The following is a 5,484-nucleotide window of genomic DNA, read 5'->3' as shown; positions in this document are numbered from 1 at the left end:
AAGGTATGTCCGGCGGCGTCCTACTCTCCCACGACCTCTCGGTCGCAGTACCATCGGCGCTGAAAGGCTTAACTTCCGGGTTCGGGATGGGACCGGGTGTTTCCCTTTCGCTATGGCCGCCGTAACTCTTTCCAACCCCCACTGGTGTTGCGGTTTGGGGGGTCGAGTCCATTGTTGTGTTGTGTTGCCTCTACCCCCAGGCGCTGTGGCCTGGGGTGGGGTGTGGGATCTGGGATCTGGTTAGTGGACGCGTAGCAGCTTGAGTCAGTGTGTTTGAGGTGTCATGTACGTGGTTGAGACAAGCCCTCGGCCTATTAGTACCGGTCGGCTGGGCATCACTGCTGTACACCTCCGGCCTATCAACCCAGTGTTCTGCTGGGGGCCTTAACCACTCAAGGTGGTGGGAAACCTCATCTTGAAACATGCTTCCCGCTTAGATGCATTCAGCGGTTATCACTTCCGAACGTAGCCAACCAGCCGTGCCCCTGGCGGGACAACTGGCACACCAGAGGTTCGTCCACCCCGGTCCTCTCGTACTAGGGGCAGCCTTTCTCAAGTTTCCAACGCGCGCGGCGGATAGGGACCGAACTGTCTCACGACGTTCTAAACCCAGCTCGCGTGCCGCTTTAATGGGCGAACAGCCCAACCCTTGGGACCTACTCCAGCCCCAGGATGCGACGAGCCGACATCGAGGTGCCAAACCATCCCGTCGATATGGACTCTTGGGGAAGATCAGCCTGTTATCCCCGGGGTACCTTTTATCCGTTGAGCGACGCCGCTTCCACATGCCGACGCCGGATCACTAGTTCCGACTTTCGTCCCTGCTCGACATGTCTGTCTCACAGTCAAGCTCCCTTGTGCACTTACACTCGCCACCTGATTGCCAACCAGGCTGAGGGAACCTTTGAGCGCCTCCGTTACATTTTAGGAGGCAACCGCCCCAGTTAAACTACCCATCAGGCACTGTCCCTGATCCGGATCACGGACCTAGGTTAGACATCTAGTACGACCAGAGTGGTATTTCAACGATGACTCCACACTCACTGGCGTGAATGCTTCACAGTCTCCCACCTATCCTACACAAGCCGAACCAAACACCAATACCAAACTATAGTAAAGGTCCCGGGGTCTTTCCGTCCTGCCGCGCGTAACGAGCATCTTTACTCGTAGTGCAATTTCGCCGAGTCCATGGTTGAGACAGCGCCCAAGTCGTTACTCCATTCGTGCAGGTCGGAACTTACCCGACAAGGAATTTCGCTACCTTAGGATGGTTATAGTTACCACCGCCGTTTACTGGGGCTTAAGTTCTCAGCTTCGATCTTACGATCTAACCGGTCCCCTTAACCTTCCAGCACCGGGCAGGAGTCAGTCCGTATACATCGTCTTACAACTTCGCACGGACCTGTGTTTTTAGTAAACAGTCGCTTGGGCCTGGTCTCTGCGGCCATCACCGCTGCCACTCGCAAGGAGTTTGACGGATCCGGCCCCCCTTCTCCCGAAGTTACGGGGGCATTTTGCCGAGTTCCTTAACCATGGTTCACTCGATCGCCTTGGTATTCTCTACCTGATCACCTGAGTCGGTTTGGGGTACGGGCGGCTCATAGCTCGCTAGAGGTTTTTCTCGACAGCATAGGATCATCCACTTCACCCCACTGGGCTCCCCATCAGGTCTCAGACATGCAGACGGCGGATTTGCCTACCGTCAGTCCTACACCCTTAGCCGTGGTCTACCATCGCCACGGTTGGACTACCTTCCTGCGTCACCCCATCGCTTGACTACTACTGGATCGGGTCCCGTGCTCCACACACACGCCGCCACCCCGAAGGGTATTGGTCACGGTGCTTCGGACGGTTAGCATCACCAGCCTCGTCATGGGCGCTACTTCGCCGGTACGGGAATATCAACCCGTTGTCCATCGACTACGCCTGTCGGCCTCGCCTTAGGTCCCGACTTACCCAGGGCAGATTAGCTTGACCCTGGAACCCTTGATCATTCGGCGGAAATGTTTCTCACATTTCATTCGCTACTCATGCCTGCATTCTCACTCGTGTAGGCTCCACACCTGGATCACTCCGGCGCTTCACTGCCCACACGACGCTCCCCTACCCATCCACACACCTGAACCACAAAGGCTTAGCTTAACGTGTGAATGCCATAGCTTCGGCGGATGACTTGAGCCCCGCTACATTGTCGGCGCGGAATCACTTGACCAGTGAGCTATTACGCACTCTTTCAAGGATGGCTGCTTCCAAGCCAACCTCCTGGTTGTCAATGCGACTCCACATCCTTTTCCACTTAGTCACCGCTTAGGGGCCTTAGCTGATGGTCTGGGCTGTTTCCCTCTCGACTACGGAGCTTATCCCCCGCAGTCTCACTGCTGCGCTCTCACTTACCGGCATTCGGAGTTTGGCTAACGTCAGTAACCTGGTAGGGCCCATCGGCTATCCAGTGCTCTACCTCCGGCAAGAAACACACAACGCTGCACCTAAATGCATTTCGGGGAGAACCAGCTATCACGAAGTTTGATTGGCCTTTCACCCCTATCCACAGGTCATCCCCTCAGTTTTCAACCTAAGTGGGTTCGGTCCTCCACGCGGTCTTACCCGCGCTTCAACCTGCCCATGGATAGATCACTTCGCTTCGGGTCTTGAGCGTGCAACTCAACCGCCCTGTTCGGACTCGCTTTCGCTACGGCTTCCCCACACGGGTTAACCTCGCTACACACCGCAAACTCGCAGGCTCATTCTTCAAAAGGCACGCCGTCACCCTCACAGGCTCCGACGGATTGTAGGCACACGGTTTCAGGTACTATTTCACTCCCCGCCAGGGGTACTTTTCACCTTTCCCTCACGGTACTTGTCCGCTATCGGTCACCAAGGAGTATTTAGGCTTAACGGGTGGTCCCGCCAGATTCACACGGAATTTCAGGGGTTCCGTGTTACTTGGGGTAACGCTCCAGAGCTTGCGGCTTACACCTACGGGGCTATCACCCTCTACGGCCCGGCTTTCCAACCGGCTTCGACTTCACCACAAGTTTCTCACTCTGCGCCAGTCCGGCAGAACTGACCAAGCGGCCCCACAACCCCACACCTGCAACCCCTGCCGGGTATCACACAAGTATGGTTTGGCCTCATCCGATTTCGCTCGCCACTACTCTCGGAATCACTATTGTTTTCTCTTCCTGTGGGTACTGAGATGTTTCACTTCCCCACGTTCCCTCCACTCACCCTATGTGTTCAGGTGAGGGTAACTGGACATGACTCCAGCTGGGTTTCCCCATTCGGACACCCCCGGATCACAGCTCGGTTGCCAACTCCCCGGGGCTTATCGCAGGCTCCTACGTCCTTCATCGGCTCTTGGTGCCAAGGCATCCACCATGTGCCCTTAGTAGCTTGTCTCAACAACGTCAAAACAACTCAACTACAAAGACCAACCACCACACCCCAATCAAAGGTGCGGCAGCACATGCATTACGCATGATTTCTGCTTATTGCACATCCACACTCAAGAAACACTTGAGCGTGGGATGCTCGCGTCCACTATCCAGATCTCAAACACCAACCCCACCAACCCCCCACACACAAACCATGCATGCAGAAGAAAGGAGAACCAGAGCAACCAGCACACAACCCCCAGACACAACCCAGGACTTGCGAACCTGATCCCTCAGGACCCAACAGTGTGCCTCGACCCTCCCCCACCAAGCCGATCCATCCAGGTTCCACACCCCCACACCAAAGTGCGCGAGCCGTACTGAGGACGAACCACCAAACAGGTTCAAGCCATTCATCGACGATTCCACTAGCGAACACCACCATACGCACCCACACATTCGGTGGGCGTCGGGGCGTGTGCTCCTTAGAAAGGAGGTGATCCAGCCGCACCTTCCGGTACGGCTACCTTGTTACGACTTCGTCCCAATCGCCAGCCCCACCTTCGACGGCTCCCTCCACAAGGGTTGGGCCACCGGCTTCGGGTGTTGCCGACTTTCGTGACGTGACGGGCGGTGTGTACAAGGCCCGGGAACGTATTCACCGCAGCGTTGCTGATCTGCGATTACTAGCGACTCCGACTTCATGGGGTCGAGTTGCAGACCCCAATCCGAACTGAGACCGGCTTTTTGGGATTCGCTCCCCCTCACGGGATCGCAGCCCTTTGTACCGGCCATTGTAGCATGCGTGAAGCCCTGGACATAAGGGGCATGATGACTTGACGTCATCCCCACCTTCCTCCGAGTTGACCCCGGCAGTCTCCTATGAGTCCCCATCACCCCGAAGGGCATGCTGGCAACATAGAACGAGGGTTGCGCTCGTTGCGGGACTTAACCCAACATCTCACGACACGAGCTGACGACAGCCATGCACCACCTGTACACCGACTAAAAGGGCACCTATCTCTAGGTGTTTCCGGCGTATGTCAAACCCAGGTAAGGTTCTTCGCGTTGCATCGAATTAATCCGCATGCTCCGCCGCTTGTGCGGGCCCCCGTCAATTCCTTTGAGTTTTAGCCTTGCGGCCGTACTCCCCAGGCGGGGCGCTTAATGCGTTAGCTGCGGCACGGAATCCGTGGAATGGACCCCACACCTAGCGCCCAACGTTTACGGTGTGGACTACCAGGGTATCTAATCCTGTTCGCTCCCCACACTTTCGCTCCTCAGCGTCAGGTAATGCCCAGAGAACCGCCTTCGCCACCGGTGTTCCTCCTGATATCTGCGCATTTCACCGCTACACCAGGAATTCCGTTCTCCCCTGCATACCTCTAGTCTGCCCGTATCGGAAGCAAGCTCAGAGTTAAGCCCTGAGTTTTCACTCCCGACGCGACAAACCGCCTACGAGCCCTTTACGCCCAATAATTCCGGACAACGCTCGCACCCTACGTATTACCGCGGCTGCTGGCACGTAGTTGGCCGGTGCTTCTTCTGTACCTACCGTCACTTGCGCTTCGTCGGTACTGAAAGAGGTTTACAACCCGAAGGCAGTCATCCCTCACGCGGCGTTGCTGGATCAGGCTTTCGCCCATTGTCCAATATTCCCCACTGCTGCCTCCCGTAGGAGTCTGGGCCGTGTCTCAGTCCCAGTGTGGCCGGTCACCCTCTCAGGCCGGCTACCCGTCGAAGCCTTGGTGAGCCATTACCTCACCAACAAGCTGATAGGCCGCGAGCACATCCTCCACCGCCAGAACTTTCCACCTCTCAACATGCGAAGAGAAGTCATATCCGGTATTAGCCACCGTTTCCGGTGGTTATCCCGAAGTGAAGGGCAGATTACTCACGTGTTACTCACCCGTTCGCCGCTCGTGTACCCCGAAGGGCCTTACCGCTCGACTTGCATGTGTTAAGCACGCCGCCAGCGTTCGTCCTGAGCCAGGATCAAACTCTCCATTGAAAATTTCAAGAAAAGCCATCCCCGACAAGAACAAACCCTGACTAACTTACGTTGTCAGAATTCATTGTCAAAGAAATCCATCGACACCAACCAAAAGAC

At 56.2% G+C, this 5,484-nt stretch carries 3 rRNA genes; all 3 read right to left on the bottom strand.

Annotated elements, in window-relative coordinates:
* Nucleotides 1-7: 7 nt before the first annotated feature.
* Nucleotides 8-124 (bottom strand): 5S ribosomal RNA (rrf, locus tag IEQ44_RS15405).
* Nucleotides 125-294: 170 nt separating this feature from the next.
* Nucleotides 295-3,399: ribosomal RNA gene (locus IEQ44_RS15400) — 23S ribosomal RNA — on the bottom strand.
* A gap of 464 nt (nucleotides 3,400-3,863) precedes the next feature.
* A 16S ribosomal RNA gene (locus IEQ44_RS15395) occupies nucleotides 3,864-5,385 on the bottom strand.
* Together the 16S, 23S and 5S rRNA genes form the textbook arrangement of a ribosomal RNA operon.
* Between the last annotated feature and the right edge of the window lie 99 nt (nucleotides 5,386-5,484).

The sequence above is a fragment of the Nocardioides malaquae genome, from assembly GCF_015070385.1.
GTDB lineage: Bacteria > Actinomycetota > Actinomycetes > Propionibacteriales > Nocardioidaceae > Nocardioides > Nocardioides malaquae.
Note: the sequence above shows the minus strand (reverse complement) of the source record. Positions and strands in the feature narration are given on the sequence as shown.